This is a genomic window from Faecalicatena contorta, assembly GCF_001404335.1.
GTDB lineage: Bacteria > Bacillota > Clostridia > Lachnospirales > Lachnospiraceae > Faecalicatena > Faecalicatena contortus_B.
On sequence record NZ_CYZU01000035.1, the window covers coordinates 1 to 24,677 of the forward strand.

At 48.5% G+C, this 24,677-nt stretch carries 21 protein-coding genes, 1 pseudogene and 1 riboswitch; of the genes and pseudogenes, 8 read left to right on the top strand and 14 right to left on the bottom strand.

All coding sequences use genetic code 11. The features are described 5' to 3' along the window. Positions 1 to 131: 131 nt before the first annotated feature. From ARB69_RS26145 to ARB69_RS16395, 12 genes and pseudogenes are all read right to left on the bottom strand, one after another. Positions 132 to 284, bottom strand: coding sequence for a transposon-encoded TnpW family protein (locus tag ARB69_RS26145; RefSeq protein ID WP_080633429.1), 153 nt, complete (start codon positions 282 to 284; stop codon positions 132 to 134). Between the two features lie 274 nt (positions 285 to 558). After that, entirely contained in the window at positions 559 to 1,842 is a 1,284-nt protein-coding gene (locus ARB69_RS16340; protein ID WP_002592617.1) for a virulence-associated E family protein, read from the bottom strand. Beyond that, a complete protein-coding gene (locus tag ARB69_RS16345; protein WP_002592618.1) occupies positions 1,796 to 2,431 on the bottom strand; it encodes a CHC2 zinc finger domain-containing protein in 636 nt (211 codons plus the stop codon). Before ARB69_RS16345 ends, ARB69_RS16340 begins: the two co-directional genes overlap by 47 nt. Positions 2,432 to 2,440: 9 nt before the next feature. Further along, positions 2,441 to 3,670, bottom strand: coding sequence for a serine/arginine repetitive matrix protein 2 (locus tag ARB69_RS16350; RefSeq protein WP_038292023.1), 1,230 nt, complete (start codon positions 3,668 to 3,670; stop codon positions 2,441 to 2,443). A 327-nt stretch (positions 3,671 to 3,997) separates the two neighbouring features. Then, positions 3,998 to 5,860, bottom strand: coding sequence for a recombinase family protein (locus ARB69_RS16360; protein ID WP_002592621.1), 1,863 nt, complete (start codon positions 5,858 to 5,860; stop codon positions 3,998 to 4,000). A gap of 92 nt (positions 5,861 to 5,952) precedes the next feature. Further along, positions 5,953 to 6,903 (bottom strand): annotated as a pseudogene (locus tag ARB69_RS16365) (type IV secretory system conjugative DNA transfer family protein); the annotation flags it as partial. Further along, positions 6,900 to 7,370: a PcfB family protein gene (locus ARB69_RS16370; RefSeq protein ID WP_055154329.1), complete on the bottom strand. Its 471-nt coding sequence runs from the start codon at positions 7,368 to 7,370 to the stop codon at positions 6,900 to 6,902. The pseudogene ARB69_RS16365 and the gene ARB69_RS16370, both read right to left, overlap by 4 nt. Positions 7,371 to 7,461: 91 nt before the next feature. Continuing rightward, positions 7,462 to 8,511 carry a hypothetical protein gene (locus ARB69_RS16375; RefSeq protein ID WP_055154331.1) on the bottom strand — a complete coding sequence of 350 codons (1,050 nt, stop codon included), beginning with the start codon at positions 8,509 to 8,511 and terminating at the stop codon, positions 7,462 to 7,464. 14 nt (positions 8,512 to 8,525) lie between these two features. Next, positions 8,526 to 9,239, bottom strand: coding sequence for an antirestriction protein ArdA (locus ARB69_RS16380; RefSeq protein ID WP_005927704.1), 714 nt, complete (start codon positions 9,237 to 9,239; stop codon positions 8,526 to 8,528). 4 nt (positions 9,240 to 9,243) lie between these two features. Continuing rightward, positions 9,244 to 10,329 carry a DNA cytosine methyltransferase gene (locus tag ARB69_RS16385; protein ID WP_055154332.1) on the bottom strand — a complete coding sequence of 362 codons (1,086 nt, stop codon included), beginning with the start codon at positions 10,327 to 10,329 and terminating at the stop codon, positions 9,244 to 9,246. Continuing rightward, a complete protein-coding gene (locus ARB69_RS16390) occupies positions 10,316 to 10,672 on the bottom strand; it encodes a hypothetical protein (RefSeq protein ID WP_032520990.1) in 357 nt (118 codons plus the stop codon). The genes ARB69_RS16385 and ARB69_RS16390 overlap by 14 nt, the downstream gene beginning before the upstream one ends. Before the next feature lie 309 nt (positions 10,673 to 10,981). Next, complete coding sequence (locus tag ARB69_RS16395; RefSeq protein WP_055154334.1) at positions 10,982 to 12,361, bottom strand: ParB/RepB/Spo0J family partition protein; 1,380 nt, start codon at positions 12,359 to 12,361, stop codon at positions 10,982 to 10,984. A gap of 222 nt (positions 12,362 to 12,583) precedes the next feature. On the opposite strand from ARB69_RS16395, the gene ARB69_RS16400 reads away from it, so the two are divergent. Both ARB69_RS16400 and ARB69_RS26150 read left to right on the top strand, forming a co-directional pair. Next, on the top strand, positions 12,584 to 14,926 hold the full coding sequence (locus ARB69_RS16400) for a glycoside hydrolase family 2 TIM barrel-domain containing protein (RefSeq protein WP_055154336.1): 2,343 nt from the start codon (positions 12,584 to 12,586) through the stop codon (positions 14,924 to 14,926). Between the two features lie 131 nt (positions 14,927 to 15,057). Next, entirely contained in the window at positions 15,058 to 16,077 is a 1,020-nt protein-coding gene (locus ARB69_RS26150; protein ID WP_167702507.1) for an NUDIX domain-containing protein, read from the top strand. An 80-nt stretch (positions 16,078 to 16,157) separates the two neighbouring features. On the opposite strand, the gene ARB69_RS16410 is transcribed toward ARB69_RS26150, so the two are convergent. Continuing rightward, positions 16,158 to 16,949 carry a DeoR/GlpR family DNA-binding transcription regulator gene (locus ARB69_RS16410; protein ID WP_055154338.1) on the bottom strand — a complete coding sequence of 264 codons (792 nt, stop codon included), beginning with the start codon at positions 16,947 to 16,949 and terminating at the stop codon, positions 16,158 to 16,160. Positions 16,950 to 17,068: 119 nt separating this feature from the next. Between ARB69_RS16410 and ARB69_RS16415 the strand changes: the two genes are divergently transcribed. The 6 genes from ARB69_RS16415 (at position 17,069) to ARB69_RS16440 (ending at position 23,096) form a co-directional block, all read left to right on the top strand. Continuing rightward, positions 17,069 to 17,710 carry an HAD family hydrolase gene (locus ARB69_RS16415; RefSeq protein WP_055154340.1) on the top strand — a complete coding sequence of 214 codons (642 nt, stop codon included), beginning with the start codon at positions 17,069 to 17,071 and terminating at the stop codon, positions 17,708 to 17,710. 357 nt (positions 17,711 to 18,067) lie between these two features. Continuing rightward, positions 18,068 to 18,148, top strand: a riboswitch (ZMP/ZTP riboswitch). Positions 18,149 to 18,282: 134 nt separating this feature from the next. Further along, complete coding sequence (pflB, locus tag ARB69_RS16420; protein WP_055154342.1) at positions 18,283 to 20,523, top strand: formate C-acetyltransferase; 2,241 nt, start codon at positions 18,283 to 18,285, stop codon at positions 20,521 to 20,523. Positions 20,524 to 20,561: 38 nt separating this feature from the next. Next, positions 20,562 to 21,059, top strand: coding sequence for a flavodoxin family protein BilS (bilS, locus tag ARB69_RS16425; RefSeq protein ID WP_025654833.1), 498 nt, complete (start codon positions 20,562 to 20,564; stop codon positions 21,057 to 21,059). A gap of 2 nt (positions 21,060 to 21,061) precedes the next feature. Continuing rightward, entirely contained in the window at positions 21,062 to 21,556 is a 495-nt protein-coding gene (locus ARB69_RS16430; protein WP_330377718.1) for a DNA-deoxyinosine glycosylase, read from the top strand. Positions 21,557 to 21,765: 209 nt separating this feature from the next. Beyond that, positions 21,766 to 22,392 carry a GTP pyrophosphokinase gene (locus tag ARB69_RS16435; protein ID WP_025654835.1) on the top strand — a complete coding sequence of 209 codons (627 nt, stop codon included), beginning with the start codon at positions 21,766 to 21,768 and terminating at the stop codon, positions 22,390 to 22,392. 137 nt (positions 22,393 to 22,529) lie between these two features. Continuing rightward, positions 22,530 to 23,096: a nicotinate-nucleotide adenylyltransferase gene (locus ARB69_RS16440; RefSeq protein ID WP_025654836.1), complete on the top strand. Its 567-nt coding sequence runs from the start codon at positions 22,530 to 22,532 to the stop codon at positions 23,094 to 23,096. A 777-nt stretch (positions 23,097 to 23,873) separates the two neighbouring features. Here the strand turns inward: ARB69_RS16440 and trhA are convergent. Continuing rightward, entirely contained in the window at positions 23,874 to 24,533 is a 660-nt protein-coding gene (trhA, locus tag ARB69_RS16450; protein ID WP_025654837.1) for a PAQR family membrane homeostasis protein TrhA, read from the bottom strand. Between the last annotated feature and the right edge of the window lie 144 nt (positions 24,534 to 24,677).

Genomic DNA, 24,677 nt, shown 5'->3' on the forward strand with positions numbered 1-24,677 from the left:
CCTCCTTCAGTGCGGTACCTACATTGTACCATGAAATATTAGATTAGGAATTCTCATTTTGACTTGTACTATTTATATTCTAGCACCAATATATACTATTATTCTACATGCTTTTTGACCTATGCAGTGTGCTACGAAGCCCTGACCTCATTAGCAATCAGCCTCTTTATCTTGTCCTTCATGCTTTCCTTTGCATCCTCATTGAAATGCACCCTGACTACATAGGTTGTACCGCCTATCTGCTTTCTTAATGCTACCGGTGTGTTTGTTTTTTTATTCTCCATTTGTTTGTTCTCCTTTTTTGTTAATGCCCGATAAGGAAGTGCCTCTATCTCTCGACAACGGGCAACGACAACGGACACCTAAAAACTCCTAAACCTTATCATTTATAGTTACTTTTCTGCTTTTATTCTTTTTTTCAAATATTCCGTTGCTTTCGTTGTCAGAACTGTATCTATCCCTAAAAAATGTAGGAAATATAAGGATTATAGAAATATAGAACCGACAACGAACCCGACAACGGAAGCGACAACAGACCGACAATCTACCGGGCAGTTTTTACTTCATCCACTCTTCCGGCAACGATAACTGTTGCATCTGTTCTTCGGTTAATGGTTGAAATTCACTCTCTTTGTTGTCGGGCTTTTCCCATCCTCTCTGTCTGTTGTATGGGCTTGGGAAATATCTCGGATTAGTAAATGCTATCCAGCCACTACAATTATTCATAATATCGTTAATCTCCCGAATTTCCCACTGTGCCGGACTTCCGTCATTCCCCAGTGCCTCTGCATAAAGCAATCGGGAACACACCATATTGCCCTTGCAATGCTCCAAATAATCAAGAATAAGCTCCTTTTTGGTATCTTCCTGCATAAATCTCTTCTGATACTCACAAAGCTCTTCCTGCGTCTTTTTAGGCAGTTTCAGCATATAATTACCACTTCTGTATATCTCCATTGCCTCTGCCCACATCTGTGCTATATATTCTCTTGATACTTTCTCATCATCAAGGATGTGAACCTCTGCCTCATTCACATTGCACTGAATAGGAAGAAATCTTCTGTTCCCCGACCTATCCATAGGCAGGAAATCAAGAGAATTTGACGAACCGGCAAATACGCACTGCCTCTTATGGTCTTTCGGATGCTTGTCATACGGTGTTTTGTAGGTATCCTTCTGCCTGCTCATAAAGGACTTGGTATCCTCTACATTCTTCGCATTCAGGATTGCTACCATTTCAGGGAACTCCACTATCAGATGCCCCTGCAATTTCCGGTATACATTCTCGTCATCCATTTTCTTTAGGTCATCCGTGAACCAGTCATCTTTCATGGCGAGAAATCTGAAAAAAGTGGATTTACCGGCACCCTGCCCACCGACAAGACACAGCATAACCTCAAACTTAATGCCAGGGCGGAAAACTCTTGCGATTGTTCCCAGCATAAAGAGTTTCAACACTTCATAGGTATAATCACTGATTTCAGCCCCCAAAAAGTAATGCAGGGCATATCTGATACGCTCCACCTTATCCCATTGCAGGGCATTCAGATAGTCCTGCACCGGATGATAACGGTTTTCATTTGCCACTACCTTGATTGCATCATCAATTCTCTTTTCATTTGCCAGACCATAATTCTTTTCAAAGTACAGCACCAAGAATTTCAAATCAACATCTGTCAGATTTTCACTTTCCCGATACCAGCCCAAATCTCTTGTAATGTCGATTTTATCGGTAAACATATTCAAACGGAATGCTCCGCCTAAATGTGGGTCATGGAGCAAAACTGTACGATAATTACCGGCAGTCTGCCTTACATTTCCCTGCTGTGTGCACTCCAGCATCTCTCTCACTTCTTCGATACTCTTCAATTCTTCCGACAATGCTCTTTACCCCCTTTCCTATGTCTGAAATAACAAAAGCCCTGTCAGGAATATCTTTTTCAAGAAGAGTGTCAAGCTGATACTCCACTCTGCTGATATTCTGCAGGGCTTCCACAAAGAGCGGATGCAGTTCTTCATCCATGCTCTTCGGTGCATATTTTATTTTCCATTCCTTTAGCAGATGATAATAGTCGGATAATTCCCTAAAACATTTCTTCTGTTCCTCATCCAATATCTGCTCTTTCGATTTCTGCGGTACTGCCGGTTTTGGTAATGGACGGTTGGTTGCATCATAGTTTAGACCAAAGTCGGAGGCAATCTTCATTGCAGCCTCCTTTGGTGCAAGTCCAAAATATTTTGCCACCAAATCAGTAGCATCTCCGGTTTCTCCACAACCAAAACAGTAGTACCTCTTATCAATCTTCATACTGGGTGTCTTATCCCTATGAAACGGACAACAAGCCAGCCCGCTCCGATTGATTTTTATGCCATATCTCATAGCCACATCTTTTGCGGTAACATTATCCTTTACCACTGCAAAAACATTCATAACAGCCTCCTATCCAAGTTCTTCCGTTTTCTGCTTTTTCACTTTTGGAAGTTCCGCTTTTCTCTGCTTTTCCATTTCCACTTGCTTCTGATGTTCTGCCAGCCTCTCTCTGACAGACACTCTCGCCCTTTCCTTTATTTCTTCTTTTTTCTGTTCCTTTATCTGTGGACTCTGTAAGGCTCCCAGCACTTTCTTTGCAACTGCCTGTGCCATTTTTCTAAAGCGTGCTTCCAAATTGTCAAGGCACTTCCCCACAAAATCTCTCTTGTCTTTTGGAGTTTTCCGCTCATCCGAAGTCAGCCATTTTTTATAACTGCGAAGCTCTGCTATATCTTCTGCTCTGGTATGCTCTGCCACTGTATCAGCTACGACCTCACACGCTTTTTCATAGGCATCATCCGCTATCTGCTCCACCATATTTTCCATATCCAAGACCTTCAAGGTAATGTCATCCAAAGCCGCCTGCATCTTGGCAATTCTCTTCTGCTGATTTTCTATGATATAGTCCTGCTTCTCCAAATAGCTTGCTCCACCATATTCCGGTTCATATTCAAGCTCCACACCGTTCTTCTGCCCAATATCCAAAAACAGCTTCCTGCACTCTGCATCAAAGCACATCTTCCGGTTATTGAATCGACTTCTCTTTTTTGTCGGGTCAGGTAATTCAAACCCCAACTCTTCCAGTGCTTTTTCCTGCTGTGGACAAAGCTCCCCATATTTATTCAGGGCATCATAGACTTGTCTTACATGAACATGAGGAGTGGCTTCATCCAAGTGCAATGCCCAGTCAAGAATGTGAACATGGCTACCATATCTTTTTTCAAATTCCTCAAAGAACTCTGCCACCACTTTTGCCAATACATCGGGTGTCACTGAACAATCAATATTACCAAGTTGCAATATACTCTCTTCCGGACAGGTCTTATTATTTTTCAGAACATCATCTGTCGTTCTGTTCCGTTCTGCGTGACCCGCTTTCTCATTTCTTTCATTTTGTGCATCCACATGGTCTCCGTAATGCTCAAAATAATATGCTTTTTCAATTTCCGTGAAAGTCATTTTCCTTTCCGATGTATCACCGTTCAAACAGTAACCCTGATAGCAGTCCCAGTAAACATTCAGCTTCGTTCTCTCGGCATCAATATGCTCACTGTTGGCTACATCAAAGTTTCTGTCATTGTGCTTTACGTCATAAACACCATGCTTTCCGCTTCTTCCGTTGTGCCTTGAAGCTCTCATTTTCTCTTTGCTCATTTCTTCTTTTTCCTTTCAACTAACTTCCGTGGCGAAGCCAATTACTTGAGATTTTTTCGACAAGTAATACCCAGTACTTATTGTCGAAACGACAATAAACTGGGCAAGGCTTCCGCCCTTGACCTGATGAAGGCTCTGCCTCTCAACTCCGACAAAGGTTGCACCTCTGTACTCTGCTCCGAAGGAGTTGAAAACTGCCACCAAATAGCCGGTAGCACTGTTCAACTTCTTCGGTATGCCCTGCATTTCCTTTTGAAATTTGGGCATGAAAAAAGCACTCAAGATTATCTCTCAAGTGCTTTTTCCGAAATCCTATTCAGGTGTTCCGACTGTCGGTTTTAATGCAAGGCTTCCCACCGTTGCATACACTCCGTTCTCCCTATCCTGCTTACGGATTTCTTCTTTCATGGCTTGCAGTTTCTCACGCTTTTCACTCTTCACACGCTCCTCATATTTTCTCTGCCAGCCACTTTCTTTTCTGCGAAGATACTGCTGATGCCTCTTATCCTTAATCCGGTTAATTCGGTCTATCTCCGCCTGCTCTTCCGGTGTAAGTTCCACTTCCATTGCCGGTGGTACATACCGACCTACGAAATTGAAATAAATCTCAATCTCCTGCGTGGTCTGAATACTCCCTTTTCTGTCTCTCTCATGCACCAGCACCTTATCAACAAATTCATTAACCATTGCCGGTGTAAGTTCTTCAAATTTCTCGTATTTATCAATCAGTGCCATGAACCGGCTTGCTGAATTTCTGTTTCCGTCATACTCTGCAATCCTCTTCTCAAGCTCCATGATTTCCGCATCCAGTTCCGATTTTTCATTTGCGTACTGCTTATCAAGAACCTCATATCTGCTATCCGGCAACTTTCCGAGAATGTTATCCTCATAGATACGGCAGATTAGCTTCTCAAGCTCCTCACAGCGATTTCTAGCCACTTTAATCCTTGCCTTGACCTTTTTTACCTCTGCATCCTCTTGTGAGGACTGTGCGGTTGTTATCGTCTCCAAAAACTCTGCTCTGTCATACTTGGCACTTTCAAAGATTGCTTTCAGCATATCCCCTATCAGTTCCAGCACCACAGACTCGTTAATTCTGTGCTGTGTCTTGCATAGCGTACCGCACGGAACTTTGGTATATGCCGAACAAGTATATTGTGCAATTCTCTTACCATTGCTTGTTCTGTGAACATACATTTTAGCACCACAATCAGCACAATACATAAGACCGGTAAGTACATGATGCTCGCCCCATCCGTCCGGATATCTTCGTACATTCGCCCGAAGCTTCTGCACCGTATCAAAGGTATCTTGGTCTATAATGGCATCCTGCGTATTCTCAAAGATTACCCAGTTATCTTCCGATACATAATGGCTCTTTTTGTCCTTAAAGTGCTTCTGCGTTTTGAAGTTTACGGTATGTCCTAAGTACTCCCTTTTCTTCAAAATGCCGACCACCGTAGATGAACCCCACCCATACGGGTCTTTTACCTGCTTGTGCCTGTTGTTACCCTGCCCGAAGCGTGCCATGTGTACTGCCGGTATTTCCACTTTCTTCTCCTGCAATAAATTAGCTATCTGATAAGGACCCAGACCATCAATAGTCCATTTAAATATCAGACGAACCACCTCGGCAGCTTCTTCATCAATTATCCAGTGATTACCGTCATTTTCATCTTTCAGATAACCGTATGGAGTAACGCTTGCCACATGCTTGCCCGACTTACCTTTTGATTTAAAGGTAGACCGGATTTTCTTGCTGATGTCTTTTGCATACATTTCATTCATAACATCCCTGAACACAAGAAAATCATCATCTCCGTTGGAACTGTCATGGTTATCGTTAATGGCAATCAGCCGTACTCCCTTTTTACGGAAGAACTCTCGAAGCTGACCGACCACAAGATAATCTCGCCCTAATCGGCTCATATCTTTTAACACAATCGTTTCCACTTCTCCATCTTCCACAAGGCTAATCATTTCCTTAAAGGACGGTCTTTCAAAGGTTGTACCGGATATTCCATCATCAGTGAAGTGCCTGAACCTAGTCCACCCTTTTTCTCTACAAAAATCTTCTAGCAACTTCTTCTGGTTTTGAATACTGTACGACTCCCCCAAGTTCTCATCCTCACGACTTAGTCTCTCATACAATGCGATTATTTTTTCGCTACTCATGCTCTGCTCCTTTCCTCTGTATTTGAACCTAAAAGTAATAAGCTCAAAGAGAATTTCTAATATGTACTAAAAAGTCTCTTTCATCTTATTACACCGCTTGCCAGCTTGTACTTCTTATACTGCCTCACAGCGAAGTGCTGGGGACTGCGACGTTCCAACCCGTCAAACATATAGTCCACCGCATTTTTGAAGGTTTCGTCATCCTCCCGGACTTCCATGCTGTTTATCATTTCCACCAGCGTATTCATGTTGCGTTCTTCCTCCGGCCCCTCAAATACGATGTAGGCCACAAGGGCGCAGTACAAAAGGGTTTCGGCTTTAGTCCAGAACTCGTCGCCCTCCTTGCCGTCGCCTTTGGTGTTGGCAATCAGGGCGGTAACGAATTTCAGCACGTCGCTTTCCGTTTTGATGTAGGCCAGCGGATTGTAGTGCATGGATTTGGAGAAGTCGATACTATTGAACACCCGCACCTTATATTTCTCCCGTTGCAGGAACCGTCCGCATTGGTCGAGGGTGCCGCCCTTCGGGTCCACCACCACATACGAGGAATGGGCTTGAAGGAGCTGCGGGGTCAGCCAGAACCTTGTTTTGCCCGAACCGGACGAGCCGATAACGCAGGCGTTCAGGTTGCGGGCGTTGGCGGGTATCTTCGGGCGTGTGTTCATGGTAAGGAACTCCGTCCCGGTCAGAATGACATTGTTCTGAAATTTGGGGTCTACAAACGGCTTTATATCCTCCTTTGTTCCCCAGCGGGCGGTGCCGTACTCCGCATCCCGCCGGAATTTCTTTGCCTGCTTGATTTTGGACTGTATCAGCAGATACACCCCAGCCGCACCGGCGAGGCCCACCAGCAGGTCAATGCCGCCCAGTCCCGGCCAGTAGGTTTCAAAGGCTTTGGGGAAGGTGTCGAGCATCCCCATGAGCTTTGTCCCGAAGTCTGCACCGGACGCGATACGGTAGGCCGTCCCGATTTTGGAGAAAAACCAGAACACAAAGAGGTACGGCAGGTTGGGGAGCACATATTTTCTGATCTTGTCACTCAACGTCCGTCCTTCACCGCCTCTCTGGTCCGCTGCTTCTCCTTCGGCTTTGTCCTGATCTGCTCTGTGAGCTTGCGGAGCTGGCCGAGGATAGAAGCCTTGTCCTGGTCTTTGTTCAGCACCTTTGTACTGTATTTCTGGAAGGCCGCCGTGATGGCGTCCGCCTGATTGGCTTTGAAGAACAGCAGATAATGGCCGGGGCTCACTTTATGGAAAGCGTAGTCCACATGGAACTCCTTCGCTATCCGGTCAAAATCCTTCGGCGCGCCCACATACTGCATGGCGTTTTTACCGCCGTAGTGGTTCATCAGCTTTTTCACGCTCTGGCGGCCCTGTGGGGTCAGCGCCTTCCGGTGGTGCTTTTGCAGCGCCCGAACCACCTTGCCAAGAGCGGCGGCCAGCACTTTTCCCGTCAGCTTTGCCGTCTTGATCGAAAGGGCAACTGTTTTTTGGTTTACTTCTTCCTGCATAAAACCTCCTTTCCGTTAGGGCTCCCGGTAGACGGGAGGCCCCCGTACACTCCGGGGCAACAGAAAACCTCGGGCCAATGTGGCCCGAGGCTTACCGCTCGGCATCCCTGCCGGACGGAGCTTTCTTTTCCGGCTCCGTCTGGACTTTTTCGCCCTGTTCCCGCATGGTCTGCAAGATAGAGGGCTTCTTTTGAAGCTGGGAGGGCTTTTCGCCGGACAGCGGCTTGATACATTCCAGACGGTCAGCCGCCCGGATGGCGTTGTCCGTGAGCTGCCGCTGCCATGCGCCCACGCTGGGAGCCCAGCGAAAGCCGTTGCTTTTCAGCTCGGCTCGGGTGTCCGCGTCAGGCTTTCCGTCAAAGAACACCTGCAAGCGGTTGTCCTCCCGGTTCATTTCCACACGGCCCCCGTCAAACTCCCAGCCGGAAAACTCCCGCTGCGCCTGTTTGGAAAGCTGTTCGATACGGGCCTTTACCCGGCGGATCTCCGCGTTGTTGTTGGTAAGCTGGTAGCTTTCAAATGGCCTCGGGTCGCTCCGCCAGCTTGACGCCATGCTGGCTTTCAGCTTTTCGATCTGGTCAGGCGACAGCAGCGCACAGCCGTCCAGCTTGCCATGCTTGCGGTAATAAGCGTTGACCTCCTTCATAATGAGCTGGGAGCGTTCCAGCCCGTCCAGCTTTTTCTGGAGCTTTTCAATGGCCGCCGGGTCATCGGCGCTGATACCGCCCATGCCGGTGCTGCGTATCTTATCCAGCAGCCCTTGAATATGCCGCCATTCCTCCATGTTGCTGTCCCGGGCCCGGTTCTGTTTTTCCTTCTTTCCCACCGGGAAATTGGCAGGTCCGGCGATCATCACAGAGGGAACCCTTGCGTCAATGGCAAAGCCCTGGTTCATGTTTTCGGCCAGCTTGCGGGCGTAGGTGTCTAACAGATGGTCGATCTTCTCATGGTACATGGGGTCCACCCGGGATTTCTGCTTTTCCGCTATGGCGGCGGCCTTGTCCACCATTGCCCGGTATTCCGCCGTTGCGCTCCCTTCCTTGTAGTCGGAAAAGCTGTTCATTTCTTTTGCCCGGCGGGCGGCTCCTTCATTGATAGGGTAATAGTTGATGGTATGCACCTCCTTCATGCTTCGGGCCATGCTGGCCCGAAGTCCTACCGTTCTTCATGGGAAGGCCCCGCCTTGTCCTTTTTCGGAGCGGGCGGGGCTTCTTGAAACCGTTTGAGTGCAGCGAGAATGGAGTGGACAGGCTCGGCCTTTTCAGGATAGGCAAATATCCGGTGTTCCGGCGGAATGTCCTGCGGCCCGTGGTAATACTCCTTGAAGCCCTCCGGGACTGCCGAGACATACCCACCGGGAGCGAATACGCCGCCCTCGTTGATACGCACATCCCGCCCGTATGCCTCATAATCGAAGTAGTTCTGAATGTGCTCCGGTATGTCGATAGTCCCAAGCTCGTCGGCGTAAAGACGGCCCAGCCCTTCATCATCGGAAATATCCGGGTAAAAGCGGTAAAGGTCAAGGTTCTGCGTCAGGTTTATCAAATCCTTCACGCTCCGTGTGTGGTTTCCCAAGACAAGAGCGGCTTCAAAGGTTTCCAGTCCGCCCTTATCCCGTACTTCCAGCAGGGCGTGGCCCAGCTCGTTCAGCTCGTCGATGTTCTCACATTCGTAGAGATGATCGTAGAGCCCCAGCACATCACTGTCAAAGCTGGTAAAGAACACTTCGCTGTACCGTTTCCCGTCTATCCCGATTTTGGCAAGGGCGGCCTGCAACTCCTGTGTCGTCATGGGGAAATGTACCGTTGTCCCTACCTCAATCCCCATTAAGGGGTATAGGGCTGTATTGGTTATATAGGCTTCAAACATGGGCTTATTCCTCCTTTCCGGCCCGGTCAGCCAGCACCTCATAGATCCCGGCCATAATGTAATCGGCACAAGGGAGGGCAATCGCATTTCCCAGCGCCTTGTAGCGTTGCAGAGGCCGGATCTCCATGCCGTCCGCCCCGTACTTTGTCCAGCCCTCCGGCAGCCCCATCAGCCGTTCACTTTCTGTTTCCGTCAGAAAACGGATACAGCCGCCCTCCGGGTCGCCCTCATACCAGAAGGCAAAGGGCGTTACATCACTGGCTAAAAGAGTGGGAAAAGGGTCAGTTGGTAATCCGAAGCTGTTTCGGAAGGCCGTTTCTTCCTGCCTTTTTGCCGCTCCCCGCATACGGAAGCACTGAAAGGGGTGGATGACTGGTATCTGCCGCCCTGTTTCAAAAGAAGCTGTTCGATCTCCTTCGGCGGCGGCCCGCCCGCCCTCTCCGCAAGGCGGAGGAAGTGGGAGCATTGGACGGGGCTTAAATAGTATGTCTGCGGCACGTCTGCCTCCAAAATCCGCCACGACGAAAATCCGCTGCCTTCGTGCCAGCCTTCGGGAGCCTGCCCAATACTGGGCGTCCATGAGCCGCCAGCACACATCAGGCGTTCCCCCTCGCACCATTCCGGCGTTTCCCCATCTTCCCGAAGGAGGCATTGGAACTTCGGTGTCCGAGAAGGCGGATAGGACGGCTCTAAAGTCCATCCGGTCATTTGTAGAAAACGCTCCCATGACGTTTTCCCAAACAGCGATAGCTGGATATAGGTTATCAGTAGCATCCCTCATTTCCTGTATGATACGAAACGCCTGATAGAACAGGCTTGATTTTGCCCCGGCAAGGCCGGAGCGGTTGCCGATCAGAGAAAGGTTCTGACAGGGGGAACCGAAGGTAATTATATGGACAGGTGGGATTTTCCCGCCGTCCACCTTCGTAATATCTCCCAAATGCGCCATGTCGGGAAAGTGCCTTTTGGTTATGGAGATGGGCGCTTTTTCAATCTCGCTGGCCCATACCGGACGAATACCGCACCGGGAAGCAGCCAGAGGGAACACGCCGATCCCGTCAAAAAGGCTCCCCAGCTTAATGTCCGGCATGGCCCGGGATGCCGTGTCCCTTCACGGCAAGCACCCCTTCCAGCGTTGTCGCCGCAATGCCCAGCCGTCCGGCAACCGCAATATCATTTTTTACATCCTCGTCCACAACGCTGCCGCAGACGATCAGGGTATGGGAACGCCGCAGCATATCCCGGCGCATATCAATCCCGGCTTTGTGTTCCTCGGGAACGCTGTCATTCAAAAACAGCGGCAGATACAAGAGCGGGCAGATCGGGGAAAAGCCCGCCTCATAAGCAAGACGGCAGTAGTGGGCCGCCAGTTCCATATCAACATCCGGCTCGCCGCTCCATGCAGCGGTCAGGTACGCTAAAGGTCGTTTCATTGGTTGAGCCTCCATTTCTGTTTTGGTTTAGGGAAAAGCAAGAGTTCGCCCAACCCCTCCGCCCCTTCCCCCGGGAAGGGGAACGGCTCTGGAGAATTTATATCCCCGTCGCTTGACCGGGAAAAAGCATAACCGGGAGAAATCCGTCAAGGGTGCCTCTGGCACCGCCTGCGGCGGCGCTGCCCTTGACTGATTTTCCCGGCTATGCTACGGAATAACTGGCGACGGGGAATAATTTATATCTCCAGAGCTTCGGGGCGCGGGGCAGAGCCCCGCAATCCTCGGGCCATGCTGACCCGAAGTTTGGGCTTACTTTTCCTGTTCGTTTTTCTTCTCCGGCTTTTCGTGTTCCTTCTGCTGACCCTTCCAGTCGTCCAGCAGCTTGATGATCTGATCCTTCATTTCCCTCGGCGTAGTTTCCTTGCCGAAATACTTGCTCAGTTCCGCACCTGTCAAAATCACTTTGTCTACCTCCTTTTTGTCCTCCATCATAATGCCGTCGATCACATCCCCGTTGAGCAGCTTCTTTTCGTCCAGCTCACGCATACGCTTTGCCTGCGCCTGCGAAGGAGAGGACTGCTGGCTGTCAATGGCAACGGCGATATAGTTCTGGTTCTTTTTGCTGACATAGGAAAGCTCCACCGCCGTAGTAAAGCCCAGCTTTTTTTCATCCATCAGCTTCATCAGGTCGGGAACCAGCTCATTGAGACGGATATACCGCTGCACCTGCTTGACCGCCATCTTATTGCGCTCGGCCACGATCTCGTTGGAGCGTTTGCCAGCGTCCTTCGGGTCAATCTGGCCCGAAGTGCGGGAGCCCTGGTGCTTGATAGCCTCAAGCTGCATTTTCAAGGCTTTGGCCCGCTCACTGGGTAGGATTTCTTCACGCTGGTTGAGATTGTCCTCAACCATCTGTGTGATGGCTTCATCGTCTGTCAGGTTTCGGACGATACAGGGCATATCCGCATACCCGGCAAGCTCGCTGGCTTTCTGGCGGCGGTGGCCGGACACGATCTCATAGCCGCCATCCTCACGGGGACGAACAATAGCGGGCTGGGTCACGCCCTTGTCCTTAACGCTGGACACCATAGCCCGCATTTCTTCATCATCCCGGACTTCAAAGGGATGGTTCTTGAATGCGTAGAGCTCGTTCAGCTTGATATAGACGATCTGCTCCTTGCCCCGGCGTGGTGCATCCTTCGGCTTTTCGGGTTCCTTCGGAGTGGGAGCAGTCTGCACCGTTGGAGCCGTTTTTTTCTCCGGTTCCTTTTTGACCGCCTTTTCCGGTTTCTGTGCGGGAGCTTTGGGCTTCGGGGCTGCGTCCTTGTCCTTATCTGCCTTCGGGGGACGGCCCCGGCGCTTCGGCTGTTCCGGCTCTTTGGGTTTTTCCTCCGCTTTCTTCGGAGCCTCCGGCTGCTTTTCCGGTTTTTCCGTTTTTGCCGGGACAGGCTTTTCCCCGCTGGGAGCTGCCGCCCGTTCCTCGACCTTCTTTTCCTTCATAATTTCAGCGAAGTTATAGACGGAAACCTGCGGGTTCTTTACCTCCGGTTCCGTCTTTTTTTCCGGCTCCGGGGAAACGGAAACCTTCTCCGGCTCTTTTGGGGGAGTAGGCGGTGTTTCTTTGCCCGGTCCGGTATCCGTTACCGGCTGTTCCGGCGTTTTTGTGGTTTTATCATCTGCCATAAGCATTTACCTCCTGTTTTTTGGCATGAAAAAAGGGGCTCAACTTTTCAGTCAAGCCCCCGTGGGAAGTTCCTCCTTTCTCCGCCATGATACAAAAATACCGCCCGTAGTCTCGTTTGGGCGGTACTTTGCGTAAGATTGGCAGTCCATTATTAAGTTTTTTATTATGTTCCCTTTGTACACCGTTGCAAGCTGTACCATAATGAAAGCCGCTACAATAGCTTTTGTGTGAATATTACAGACATTGCAAATTACGGGAAGAAGCCGAATATTCTTGCAGTAGAGATTGACTGCAGTATCTGGGAGGGCTGGTGGTATGAAGGCTCGGGGATATACCGGCATGTCTGGCTGTTGAAGGAGCCTCTGGTACATCCGGTTTACAGCGGTATCTTTGTGCGGCCGGAACGGGTAGATGACGGCTGGAAGACGCATATAGAGGCCGAACTTGAAAATGCATCCGGGGAAGAGCAGCGGTATCAGTGCATCGTAGAACTGTGCGATGAGGATGGGAATGTACTGCCGGATATGCAGTACAGCACAGAGGGAACGGCAAAAGCGTTTGAGAGATTCAAGGTATGCTGTGAAATGAAAATAGAGGATCCCTTTTTGTGGGATATTGACCGCCCATATCTCTACCACTGCAAGGTGCGGCTGAAAGCTGGGGAAACCACAGATGAAACAGTCATCCCCTATGGTTATCGGACAATAAAAGTTGATGCAGACAAGGGCTTTTGGCTGAATGGACAGAGGGTGAAGCTTCTGGGGACATGTAATCATCAGGATCATGCCGGAATCGGGGCCGCACTGCCCGATGAGGTTCAGAGATACCGTCTGAAAATTCTGAAGGATATGGGCTGTAATGCCTATCGGTGCGTTCACCATAATCCCACGCCGGAACTGCTTGACCTATGTGACCGGATGGGCATTCTGGTGATGGATGAAAACCGGACATTCAGTACGGCGGAGGACGCAATGCGGCGGCTTAGGGGGATGGTGCGGCGGGACAGGAACCATCCGTGCGTTGTCATATATTCCGTATTTAATGAAGAGCCGCTGCAGGGCACCGCAAAGGGAAGAAAGATAGCAGAAAGGATGACGGCCCAAATAAAAGCGCTCGATCCGGACCGCCCTGTTCTGGGTGCATTTAACGGCGGTTATATGGAGGAAGAAGGAGCTGCCACAGTATTTGACATCACAGGTATCAATTATTATACGGACAGTTACGATGCTTTTCATAAAAAATATCCGCATCAGCCGGTTGCAGCCTCTGAATTAGTGTCCGCATTTTCTACAAGAGATACTTACAGAGATAATGAAGAAGAACAGGTATTCAGCAATTATGATGAAAAAACGGCACCCTGGGGAGAAACAGTGCGGGCAGCCAATGAGTCCGTTTTATCCAGAGACTTTATTATGGGGATGTTTGTATGGACCGGATTTGATTACCGGGGGGAACCCTCTCCTTATGAATGGCCGAGTGTAAGTTCTCATTTCGGAATAATAGATACCTGTGGATTTCCCAAGGATACTTATTATCTATATCAGGCCTGCTGGAAAAATGAGACAGTACTCCATCTTCTGCCGCATTGGAACCACAAAAGAGGGGAGACAGTACGGGTAATGACTTTCAGCAATTGTGAGGAAGTGGAACTCTTCTTGAATGGGCGGTCTATGGGCAGAAAGAAAAATGAGATATATGAACAGTGCGCCTGGGATATTGAATTTGAGCCGGGAACGCTGCGCGCGGCAGGCTATATCTCAGAAAAGCAGGTTATAGAGGCAGCACGTAAAACTGCAGGGGAAGCTGTTTCAATCCGGGTAGAATCCAATCGCAATTATGTGAATTACAGTACAAAGGATGCGCTGATACTAAACATATCGGTGGTTGATGCGAAAGGGGAAGTCCAGCCTTTGGAGGAGGGATATATAAAGGCTGCCGTTTCGGGGGCGAAGCTGCTCGGGGCAGGTAACGGCGATCCGAACAATCATGACCGTGAGGAAGACGGGCGGGTCAGGTTATTCCGCGGACGCTGTCAGATCATACTGCAGGCCGAGGATCAGGAGTACCTGCAGGTAACATTAGTTTCTGAGAAATTGGGGGAGTACACCGGAAAGTGGGAGATCCGCAGAGCGGAAGACGAAAAAGAAATATTGAGTGTGGATGCGGTGTTTGTGGGCGGCTGGAGGATGTCTCATAAAGCAGTGAGGGAAAAACCGGATCTGCACCTGAGTATGGATAAGTCTGATATGAACACGCTGGAACCTGTTGAATTCGAGGGAAAGGCACAGTCACAGTTATCCGGAAAAGACGGTTGGCACTGCCTATACCGGTCGACAGAGATTTCGCAAAAGGACGCTGGAAAAACCCTATGCTTTCACAAGGTGGCAGGCGATGTTGAAGTGTATCTGGGAGAGGAATGCCTGGCCCGAAATTCCTTTGTAATGCCCGGTGAATTGACGGTAACAATTCCAAGTCGAGCCGGGGAAGACTGTGTGCTGTCCGTGATTGTAAGAAATACGGCGGCGGACCGGAAAGCGGGAATCTTCGAACCGGTGTTATTGATTCCATGACTGATATACAGAAGCTCCAAAAAACTGCAAAATTCCATCTGACTGTGTTAGAATAGAAAAAGATAAAAGTTACTATGCACGGCCCATGGTGCGTGTATAGTAACAGATAAAATCAGATGGGAGATGGAAAAATGTTTAAATTGAGTACATTATGTTATATTGAAAAAGATAACCGTTACCTGATGCTGCACCGGACCGTGAAAGAGAATGATGTGAATAAGGATAAATGGATCGGTGTGGGCGGGCATTTCGAGGACAGGGAGTGCCCGGAGGAATGCCTGCTCAGAGAGGTTTGGGAAGAGACCGGCTTTATCCTGACCTCCTACAAATACCGTGGACTTGTTACCTTTGTGTATGGTGAAGACACGGTTGAATATATGTCGTTGTATACTGCGGACGGCTTTACAGGCGAGCAGACTGCCTGCGATGAAGGGGAGCTGGAGTGGGTAGATAAGAAAGAAGTCCTGGGCCTGAATCTATGGGAAGGGGACAAGATTTTCTTCCGCCTTCTGGACGAGGGCAGAGAATTCTTTTCTCTTAAGCTAGTATATGATGAGACGGATACGCTCCAATATGCGGCGCTGGACGGAAAAGAGATGGAATTATTCGATATACTGAATCCCGACGGCAGTAAGACAGGGATTGTCAGGGAGCGGGGCGTTGCCCACAGAGAGGGCAGCCTTCATGCTGCCTCACATATATGGGTAGTGCGGAAAAAGGAAAAGGGCGGTTATGATGTTCTTCTGCAAAAACGCAGCGCTGTCAAAGATTCGAATGCCGGATGCTACGATATTTCATCTGCAGGACATGTGGCGGCAGGGGATGAATATTTGACTACTGCGGTAAGAGAGCTTAAGGAGGAGCTTGGACTCCGGGCAGCGCCTAAAGATCTGAAGTTTATAGGTATTCACCATGGCGGGTTCGAGGACGTATTCTATGGCATGCCCTTCAAAGATGACGAGCTCAGCGCCGTGTATGTGTACAGTGAACCTGTGGACGTCGAGGGACTGAGGCTGCAGGAGGAAGAGGTGGAAGAAGTGATATGGATGGATTATGGCGATTGCCGCAGGGGGATTCTGGACGGAACACTTGACAACTGTATTTATATAGAAGAGTTTGAGATGGTAGGAAAATATCTTGGGGTGCTGTAGCTGCCGGGGACTCCGGCCTCTGTCAGACCGTACCGTGCAGCGGCCTGACGGGGGATGATACCCGCATGATCCGTTTCGTTCTAACAGAGAATCAATCCCGGATTGATCTTTTCTAATTTTTCTTTTTTATCTGGATCCAATTCATTATCAGTCAGAATGTAGTCAAAATCTGAAAGCTCCGCGTATTTTACAAAGCTGTTTCCGGCAAATTTTGTGTGATCCGCCATAAGAAAGGAGCAGCTGCTCTGCTCACGGAAGGTTCTTTTTAGCGCAGCATCCAGTTCATCTGTAGTGGTGATGCCAAAATCCAGTGAACAGAACATCGTGCCTACAAAGCTCTTATCCACATGATAATGCCTGCAGAATTCTATGGTCGAAAGGTCGAGAGTACCGCCGATCTGCTCCTGATAAGTTCCAGGCGCAACAAGGAGCCTGATTTTCCGGTTGGTGCTGAGCTGTTGGATGGCAGAGAGGGAATTCGTAATCAGCGTGGCGTGGATGTCGGGAAAGTATTTTATAAGCTGAATGGTGGTGGTGCCTGAATCCAGGAAAATGGTGTCGCCTTCTTTTATAAAGCTGGCGGCTTTTTTTCCGATTGACTGTTTGTACTGCCTCATTTTTTCATTGCGGGACGAAAAATTCGGAACCACTGCTCTGTTTTTACTTAGATGGGCGCCGCCGTAATGGGTCTCTAGGATTCCCTGCCTGGCAAAGAAGTGAAGGTCCCGACGGATTGTCATGGGAGAAACGGAAAATGCCTGTGCCAGTTCATTGACAGACACCTCCCCATTTTCCTCCAGGATCTGCAGAATTTTCTGGCGTCGTCCGATTCCGTCAAGATTTGTTTGATCTGGTTCGTTTTGATGATTCATGGCACATAATCTCCTTTGAAAATGGGTAAATAAAACATAAATAAACATTAATAAATGTTCCTACATGTGTTATTATAAACCTGTAACAAACAGAATGCAAGGCAGGGGGAATAGGAGATTTGAAATATGACGCAGTGATTTTTGATGTAGATGGAACTTTAATTGATACGGAGAATACGATTTTGCTGTCTTTACAGCACATGCTGCTGCGGATGACGGGGAAAATGTACCGGCCTGAGGAACTCTATTTTGCTTTGGGAATTCCAGGCGCCAGGGCCCTGGAGCTGCTTGAGCTAGAGGAGGCGGACAAAGCGATGAAGATGTGGCTGGACTACAGCGCCAGATATGAATTTCTCCAAAAACCTTTCCAGGGAATTCCTGAAACACTGCAGCGCCTGAAAGACGCAGGCCTCAGATTAGGGATCGTAACTTCCAGAACCAGGGAAGAGTTTAAGAAGAGCGTGGAAAGATATGATTTTGTCCGGAAACTTGAAGTCATCATCTGTGCGGATGACACGAAAAAACATAAACCGGATGCGGGGCCACTTCTTGCGGCGCTGGAAAAGCTTGATCTTGCACCCTCCCGTGCGCTGTACGTGGGAGATTCCACGTACGACATGGCTTGTGCCAAGGCAGCAGGGGTCCACGGGGCACTGGCGCTTTGGGGGGCTCACGAGACGGAAAAGATCCCTTCTGTATACCGTCTGGCGGATCCGGTGGACATTACAAGGATTTTGCTGCAGATGAAGGAAGTTTCCTAATACACCTACCTGGATGGAGGCGTCTGCCGGAATGTGTTGCAAGAAGTGTCTGTTCTGTAGGAAATACGATCCATTGTGCGGAGAAGCAGTGAGAGGAGATCTGTAAAATCAGCCGGAGCCGAACACATTCACCCCTTAATCAGATGATTAAGATCCTCAAGTGTTTTGATAAGCTGCCCTGGCAGTACTATTATTCCGGCTGATTTTGCAGATTTCCTCTTACTGCTTTTTCGCACAGCGGATTGTATTCAGAAAAAATTTATGGATAAAATTTATCAAAAAATATGTTGCATTTTATTCGACTTTGTGTTTATACTGAAAGTACGACATAAGTATTCAGGCTTCGTGGAAAACTGAAATGTTCTATGTGACTGACGGAAAAGTGGAGTATACCACATGGGAGCATAGGATAGAACGCCGACCGTCTGGGCAGCTCAATGATTTGGGCTGTCTTTTTTGTTTTTAACTTAGTGTGCATTGGAATTGTCTCCATGGCATCAGAGGGAGGAACGAGAAAGGCAGCGGGATGATTGGGAGAAATTTAATGACCTTGATAAATGGAGGATAATGTCATGGAACAGAAAAATTTTGAGCAATGGAATGGATTTGCAGCAGGAGATTGGCAGAAAGAGATTAATGTCAGGGATTTTATTCAGAAGAATGTAACCCCATATGAAGGCACGGACGAGTTCCTGGAAACGAAAACGGAGAGGACGGAGCGCTTGATGGAGCGTCTTAATAGTCTTTTAAAGCTGGAACAGGATTTTGGCGGCGTGCTGGATATCGACACGCAGTCAGTATCGTCTCTGACTGCATACCAGCCAGGTTATCTGGATAAAGCGGAGGAACTGATTGTAGGTCTGCAGACGAACCGGCCATTAAAGAGGGGGGTGAATCCCTTCGGTGGAATCAACATGGCCAGAAAGGCCTGCAAGGCTTACGGCTATGAGCTTTCTGATAAGATCGAACAGGAATTCCAGTACAGGACAACCCACAATGACGGTGTATTCCGCGTGTATACGGAAGAGATGCGCAAAGTCCGGCACGCAGGCATACTGACGGGGCTTCCGGATGCTTATGGGAGAGGACGAATTATCGGCGACTACCGCAGGGTGGCCCTGTACGGAGTGGATATTCTGATAGAGGAGAAGCAGAATGACAAGAGAATCATCGGCGAGGGGGATTTTGATGTCGAGTCCATCCGTTTATCGGAAGAAGTGTTCCAGCAAATCAATTTCCTTAATAAGATGAAGGAAATGGCACAGATGTACGGTTACGATATTTCAGAACCTGCACATAATGCCAGGGAAGCTGTCCAATGGACTTATTTTGCGTATCTCGCAGCCATCAAGGAGCAGAACGGCGCCGCCATGTCACTGGGGCGGACCAGCAGTTTTCTGGATATTTATATTCAGAGAGACATCGATGCGGGACTGCTGGACGAGGTGCATGCCCAGGAGCTGATTGATGATTTTGTGATGAAGCTGCGCATGGCAAGGCATCTGCGCACGCCGGAATATAATGAATTGTTTGGCGGGGACCCCATGTGGATTACAGAGTCCATTGGCGGGATGGACGAACAGGGCCGCACGCTGGTGACAAAGAACAGCTTTCGTTTCCTGAATACGCTTTACAACCTGGGACCGGCTCCGGAGCCGAACCTGACGGTGCTGTGGTCCGAAAAGCTGCCCCGGGGCTTTAAGGATTTCTGCGCAAAGGCTTCCATTGATACAGATGCGATCCAATATGAGAACGATGATCTGATGAGACCGGTATATGGGGATGATTATGGAATTGCCTGCTGTGTATCTGCGATGAAGATCGGGAAGCAGATGCAGTTCTTTGGGGCAAGGTGTAACCTGCCGAAGCTGCTTCTGCTGGCGCTTAACGGCGGATATGATACCTATACCAAGTCTCCGGCTGGACCGGAGATGCCGGTATATGAAGGAGATATACTGGACTTTGATACTGTAATGCAGCGGTTTGAAAAGTACAGGGAATGGATCTGCCGTCTCTATATAAATACCCTGAATGTGATCCACTATATGCATGATAAGTACGCCTATGAGAAGACACAGATGGCGCTTCATGATACCGAAGTGGAACGTTTTATGGCATGCGGGGTTGCGGGGCTGTCTGTACTGACAGATTCCCTGAGCGCCATCAAATACGCAAGGGTAAAGGTTATCAGAGATGAGAACGGATACATAGTGGATTTTGAAACACAGGGAGAATTTCCAACCTATGGAAATGATGACGACAGAGCCGATGAAATTGCAAGGAACATTCTGGCCGATATGTCTGCGGAGCTGAAGAAGACGAAGACATACCGTGATGCAGTACACACGCTGTCTGTCCTGACCATTACCTCCAATGTCATGTATGGGAAGAAGACCGGCGCAACCCCGGATGGGCGCAAGGCGAAAGAGCCGTTCGCACCCGGAGCAAATCCGATGCATAACCGGGAGAAGAACGGAGCGCTGGCATCCCTGAATTCTGTAGCCAAGCTCTCCTATGAAGACTGCCGTGACGGGATATCCAATACCTTTTCCATTACTCCGGATACGCTGGGCAGGACAGAAGAGGAACGGCTTGAGAATCTGGTGAATATCCTGGATGGATATTTCCGGCAGATGGCGCACCACGTGAATGTAAATGTAATAAACCGTGCAATGCTGATGGAGGCTTATGAGAATCCGGCAAAATACCCGAATCTGACAATCCGGGTTTCCGGATATGCGGTAAACTTCCACAAGCTGTCCAGGGAGCAGCAGAAGGAAGTAATTATGCGTACTTTCCACGAAAAGATGTAGAATAAAAAGAGAGCACTCAAAGAAAAGAAGGGACAACTATGACATATGAGATCGTATTTGACAGTGCAACCGGCAATACAAAGCTGCTGGCGGAGAAGATAAAAGAGAGCATGGAGCGGGGGGAATGTGCCTATTTCGGCGGCCCAACGGAGGCTCCTGCACAGTCTGAACTGATATTTGCAGGATTCTGGACGGATCGCGGAAACTGCAGTGAGGGAATGAGGAACTTTCTGGAGAGGCTGAATGAGAAAGAGGTATTTCTGTTTGGTACAGCGGGCTTCGGCGTCATGCGGGAATACTTTGACAGTATTCTGGAAAGAGTAGAATCATATCTACCGGATAGTTGTACTGTGAAGGGGACATTCATGTGTCAGGGCCGGATGCAGGAGAACGTAAAGAAGCGTTACGAGGCCATGCTGGAGAACGACCCGGCGGATGCACGGATAAAGGCAATGCTGGATAACTATGAAAAGGCGCTGCTGCATCCCAACAGTGAAGATTTGCAGGAATTAGAAGAAAGACTGAAGAAGCTATGAATATGACAGAACAGGTAAGCCACGAGTTTGAACCCGTATTTGACAAGAATTCCAGGGTGTTGGTCCTGGGCACATTCCCATCCGTAAAATCCAGGGAAAACCAGTTTTATTACGGTCACCCACAGAACCGTTTTTGGAAGATTATCGCACGTTTAACTGAAAGCGAAGTGCCGGAGACGATTGCAGATAAGAAAAAGATACTGCTGGATCATGGCATTGCAGTCTGGGATGTCATCGCCAGCTGTGAGATCCGGGGATCTAGTGACAGCAGTATCCGAAATGTGGTGCCCGCAGACTTATCCAGGATACTGGACAACTGCAGCATCAAACAGATCTATGCCAATGGGGGAACTGCCAAAAAACTATATGAAAAATACAGCAGGCCGAAGACCGGCAGGCCAATAACCGGCCTGCCCTCCACAAGTCCGGCGAATGCCGCTTACTCAGCAGACCGTCTGATGGAAAGCTGGGGAGAAATAAAAAAGTTTATTTTTTAGCTCAAAGGGGTCAGACCCCTTTGAGTTCTTTTCTGTTTACAGGAGTTTAATACAATATTAACATCCGCATGCTGGAGGTATGTTCCGCAGGCTGCTAACATATATTAGTAAAAGACTCGTTATTATTCACGGCCCATAGGCCGTAGATAGTACAAAGCCCCTATTATGAGGTCTTATATGAAATATAAACAGAGAGAAGCATCGTTTGAATGAAAAAGAAAAATAATAAGTTGAAAGCGAATTTGGTTAACAGTGATTTTAGTATTAAGGGCGAGTGTGCGATCAGCCTGCTTCTGACAAAACTGGATATCATTAATATCGAGCTGTCGATGGAGCTGGACCGCAATGTGATTCAGATGAAGACAGGGCGTATGAAATCCTACGAGAGCACCTGCAAGAAAATGGACAGAAAGGGGATTGAGAAAACCTTTTCGAATGCGCTGGAAAAAGTAAATGACCTGATCGGGGTGCGTGCGGTCTGCTCTTATATGGATGATATTTACCGAATCGCAGAGATTTTTTCGGAGCAGAAGGACGTTAAGATTGTAAAAGTAAAGGATTATATAAAAAATCCGAAGACATCCGGATACCGGAGCCTTCACTTGATTATGGAAATCCCCATTGGATTCCAGGGCGGCACCCAGTGGATGAAGGCAGAGCTTCAGCTGCGCACTGCGGCCATGGACTACTGGGCGAATCTGGATCATCAGCTGAGATACAAAAAGGGCAGGCGCGAAGCGGAACTAATCGACAATGAGCTGCAGAAATGTTCGGAAACTATTGGAAAACTGGATCAGACTATGTTGGAAATCCGAAAAAAAATAGATAAAATATAAAGCCCAGGCCTAAATAATAACAGGACAGTCATATTTGCTTTCTTAGAAAAACTGTATTATACTGATACTATGCGGGATATGAGCCAAGAAAAAGCGGATGTGCCATACCCCCAGAATACGGGAGAGGAGCCGGGAAAATGGTCGAGACAGGGGTTATACATGGAAGATTTCAGATCTTTCATTTAAAACATATGGAGTATTTGCTGGCAGCAAAAATGAGATGCAAAAAGCTTTTTATAGGGATTACACATCCTGATATCTCATCATTCGCAGCTACATCGGATTTGGATCAGCACGGAACAACGAGAAGAGATAACCCGCTCACATATTTTGAGCGTCTGGAAATGATAGAAGGAGCGCTGGCTGACTTTGGAGTAGGTCGGGAAGAATACGAGATCATCCCGTTCCCCATCAGCCATCCAGAACTCATTCTCCAGTATGCACCGAAAGATGCAACCTACTATATGAGTATCTGCAGTGACTGGGACGAAGAGCGCTGCCAAACACTCCAGGGCCTGGGGCTGGAGGTCGAGGTACTGTGGAGAAAAAGCAGAGAAGAAAAAGGAATCACAGGAGACGAAATCAGAAGACTAATTGCTGCTGATAAAGAATGGCAGCAGTATGTACCAAAGACCGTGGGTGAATACCTCACCAGCCATTCTATCACCGAGAGGATACGTGGGGTGCAGTATTTGTATGAGTAGGGGGGCCGCTGCCGGAGCCGGACATAGGGATGGTTGGAAACGGGATGGGGGCTGTAAGCTGGAGTAGAGGAAAAAAGACGGCAGACAGGGGGAACCTGGACACATCACCCAAAGCCTTGATGGCTTTGCGCGCTGGGTCCAGGGAATATTGTAATTCGGAATTACAATATTCCCCCCTGTCTGCCGTCTTTTTTCCTCAACTCCACCTAACAGCCCCCAAGACGCTTCCAGCCATCCCTATGTCCGGCTCCGGCAGCTGGGTACATCAAATCGGAAATAATGCACATGTGGGACGTATACGGTAGAGGCGGATCTGCGCGGCGGAAGCGGTTAATTGCTACTCCTAAAAACTGTATACACAACCCCGTATATTAAGCTCCCGCTTATCCAACTCCATCCGCTGCTACCGAATTGCCCCCCACCATAAGGCATGCCTTCAAATCCGGAAGAAGCCCAGCCTGTCTGGAATGGGGAACGGGAGGGCGGCGGGAAAGAAGGGATGGTTCCTGGAAGTATAGAGTGCGCGGTTTAGAAGTACTTACACAAAAGAAACTGCCCACGAGGGATGGCAAGTGATTTACCAAATCACTTGCCAGTACAACCTAAGACGAGAAAGCATCAAGCTTTCTCGTTGCATGTTGTACGTGCCCTCGTGGGCAGTTTCTTTTGTGTTAGTACTTCTCCGCAAACGGGTGACTTCCAGGAACCATCCCTTCTTTCCCGCCGCCCTCCCGTTCCCCATTCCAGACAGGCGGACTATTTCCCATGAATCCTGCCTTAAGGAAGCAAAAAAGCATACATCAATACGAAGTGGCAGGCGCTTCCCCCCATTACGAACAAATGGAAGATTTCGTGGCTTCCGAAATTTTTATGTTTGTTATCGAAGATGGGCACTTTCAGTGCATAGATGATTCCTCCGATTGTATAGATAATCCCTCCTGCAAGGAGCCAGAAGAATCCGGCTCTGGACATGTTATTCAAGATCTGCGTGAATGCCAGTACGCAGGTCCATCCCATTCCGATGTACAGAACGGAAGATACCCATTTTGGACAGAAGACCCAGAATGCCTTGATGAGGATTCCTACAATTGCTATGCCCCAGACAAGTGTCAGAAGGATCCGGCCGGTTTTACCGGGCAGAACAAGGAGACAGATCGGGGTATAACTTCCTGCGATCAGAATAAAAATCATCATATGGTCAATCTTTTTCAATATGGTATTGACCTTTTCTGATAAATCAAATGTATGATAAGTCGTGCTTGCTGCATATAATAAAATCAGGCTGGCTGCGTATATTGCCAGGGAAACCACATAGACACTGCGTGGTTCATGTGCCGCCTTTATCAACAACGGAATAGCGGCAAAGATTGCCATTAACATTCCTATAAAATGTGTAATTGCACTGCCCGGGTCTTTAATATGCTGCGTCTTAGTCATAATATCATGCCTCCTAAAAATGAAAACTTTTACATGTAGTTTTTAAAACTATGTTTAGTATATGCTTATATTACAACTATTATTACAAAATTGCAAGCGTTTCAGAGATTTTATTTTTTTAGAAACGGACATATTCCGGACGAT

Bases quoted from the DNA above. Each gene is read 5' to 3' on its own strand.
- pflB (WP_055154342.1), top strand. From the start codon at position 18,283: ATGGAACAGAAAAATTTTGAGCAATGGAATGGATTTGCAGCAGGAGAT.
- ARB69_RS16345 (WP_002592618.1), bottom strand. From the start codon at position 2,431: ATGAATGTTTTTGCAGTGGTAAAGGATAATGTTACCGCAAAAGATGTG.
- trhA (WP_025654837.1), bottom strand. From the start codon at position 24,533: ATGACTAAGACGCAGCATATTAAAGACCCGGGCAGTGCAATTACACAT.
- ARB69_RS26150 (WP_167702507.1), top strand. From the start codon at position 15,058: ATGTTTAAATTGAGTACATTATGTTATATTGAAAAAGATAACCGTTAC.
- ARB69_RS16435 (WP_025654835.1), top strand. From the start codon at position 21,766: ATGAAAAAGAAAAATAATAAGTTGAAAGCGAATTTGGTTAACAGTGAT.
- ARB69_RS16340 (WP_002592617.1), bottom strand. From the start codon at position 1,842: ATGCTGGAGTGCACACAGCAGGGAAATGTAAGGCAGACTGCCGGTAAT.
- bilS (WP_025654833.1), top strand. From the start codon at position 20,562: ATGACATATGAGATCGTATTTGACAGTGCAACCGGCAATACAAAGCTG.
- ARB69_RS26145 (WP_080633429.1), bottom strand. From the start codon at position 284: ATGGAGAATAAAAAAACAAACACACCGGTAGCATTAAGAAAGCAGATA.
- ARB69_RS16430 (WP_330377718.1), top strand. From the start codon at position 21,062: ATGACAGAACAGGTAAGCCACGAGTTTGAACCCGTATTTGACAAGAAT.
- ARB69_RS16380 (WP_005927704.1), bottom strand. From the start codon at position 9,239: ATGTTTGAAGCCTATATAACCAATACAGCCCTATACCCCTTAATGGGG.
- ARB69_RS16390 (WP_032520990.1), bottom strand. From the start codon at position 10,672: ATGAAACGACCTTTAGCGTACCTGACCGCTGCATGGAGCGGCGAGCCG.
- ARB69_RS16385 (WP_055154332.1), bottom strand. From the start codon at position 10,329: ATGCCGGACATTAAGCTGGGGAGCCTTTTTGACGGGATCGGCGTGTTC.
- ARB69_RS16395 (WP_055154334.1), bottom strand. From the start codon at position 12,361: ATGCTTATGGCAGATGATAAAACCACAAAAACGCCGGAACAGCCGGTA.
- ARB69_RS16370 (WP_055154329.1), bottom strand. From the start codon at position 7,370: ATGCAGGAAGAAGTAAACCAAAAAACAGTTGCCCTTTCGATCAAGACG.
- ARB69_RS16350 (WP_038292023.1), bottom strand. From the start codon at position 3,670: ATGAGAGCTTCAAGGCACAACGGAAGAAGCGGAAAGCATGGTGTTTAT.
- ARB69_RS16375 (WP_055154331.1), bottom strand. From the start codon at position 8,511: ATGGCCCGAAGCATGAAGGAGGTGCATACCATCAACTATTACCCTATC.
- ARB69_RS16360 (WP_002592621.1), bottom strand. From the start codon at position 5,860: ATGAGTAGCGAAAAAATAATCGCATTGTATGAGAGACTAAGTCGTGAG.
- ARB69_RS16410 (WP_055154338.1), bottom strand. From the start codon at position 16,949: ATGAATCATCAAAACGAACCAGATCAAACAAATCTTGACGGAATCGGA.
- ARB69_RS16440 (WP_025654836.1), top strand. From the start codon at position 22,530: ATGGTCGAGACAGGGGTTATACATGGAAGATTTCAGATCTTTCATTTA.